The sequence below is a fragment of the Streptomyces phytophilus genome (assembly GCF_013870535.1).
Classification (GTDB): Bacteria; Actinomycetota; Actinomycetes; order Streptomycetales; family Streptomycetaceae; genus Streptomyces; species Streptomyces phytophilus.
The window spans coordinates 1-1082 of record NZ_JACBXC010001681.1 but is presented as its reverse complement, the minus strand read 5'-3'; the positions used below and the strand labels follow the sequence as shown (position 1 = coordinate 1082).

Here is a 1082-nt window from a genome sequence, read left to right as displayed (position 1 = left end):
AGGTCCCGGCGGCCCAGGGCGGTGGCGGGAAGCGGACGGTGTCGAAGTGGGTGGTATCCAGCACGCCGTCGGTCACGCCTGCGGCCACGAACCGGTCGGCCTCGCGGACGGACATGCCCAGCTGTGCGGCGCGCTCGGGCAGGTGGAGGCGGCGGACGGCGGTGGCGCGGCCGTAGGCGGGCTTCCGGTGCGTACGCGGGCCTTCGGACTCCCGGCTCATCGCGCCGCCCCCTGCGGGGCCCGGCCCAGCCCCAGCAGCTCCGGCAGCCCCCGCAGGTCGGGCAGTTGGGCCGTGGGCGCGGGGGTGGTGGGGCGCAGCTCCTGGCCCTGCCGGTTGATCCAGACGGTGGGGATGCCCATCGGCACGGACCGCGGCAGGTCGACGTACTGCGACTGCGCCACGTGCACCGCCTCGTGCGGCTCCACCCCGGCCCGGCCGAGGACCAGCTCGAAGAGCGCCCGGTGCGGCTTGTACGCGCCGACCGCCTCGCCCGTGAAGACGTGCCGGAACGGGTCGCCCAGCTTGCGCGCGCTGACGTCGATGATGTCGCGCTGGCTGTTGGAGATCGTGGCCAGCGGCACGTGCGCGCCCAGCAGGCGCAGGGTCTCGACGCTGTCGTCGAAGGGGTCGGCTTCGGCCATCACGTCGCCGAGCGCGGCCAGTTCGGCGGGGGCCGCGGTGATGCCGGCCTCCGCGGCCAGGGCCTCGGCCATGGTGGTGGCGAGCAGCTCGCGGTAGGGCAGGAAGCGGCCGTGGACGGCGGGCAGGGCGTAGCCGTGGTACCAGCGGCGGTAGAAGGCGGCGACGTCCGCCTCCTGGGCCCGCTCGGCGAAGAGCGCGTGCAGGTGGGCGCGCAGGGCGCCGTCCCAGTCGATGAGGGTGCCGTAGGTGTCGAAGGTGATGAGCCGGGGGCGGGCGGGCAGGGGAGTGGGCATGGCTCGACCGTAGGACGGCTCGTTGACATTGGTCAAGAGCTAATAACTCATGTACGAGCCGGAGGTGCCGCCGTCCGGCCGCCGCCCGTCGCCGTCAGCCGGCGCTCCGCGTGCGCTTGCGCTCCCGGTAGGCGGTGACGTGCGCG

1 protein-coding gene and 1 pseudogene are annotated in these 1082 nt (G+C 74.6%); both read right to left on the bottom strand.

The annotated features are described in order from the left end of the window. Window positions 1–220: pseudogene (locus tag H5J30_RS35195) on the bottom strand (aspartate aminotransferase); the annotation flags it as partial. Further along, entirely contained in the window at window positions 217–936 is a 720-nt protein-coding gene (locus H5J30_RS35190) for an HAD-IA family hydrolase (protein WP_181791854.1), read from the bottom strand. The pseudogene H5J30_RS35195 and the gene H5J30_RS35190, both read right to left, overlap by 4 nt. Window positions 937–1082 lie beyond the last annotated feature (146 nt).

What these genes read in the sequence shown, in the direction of transcription:
- H5J30_RS35190 (WP_181791854.1), bottom strand. Translation starts at nt 936, where the DNA reads ATGCCCACTCCCCTGCCCGCCCGCCCCCGGCTCATCACCTTCGACACC.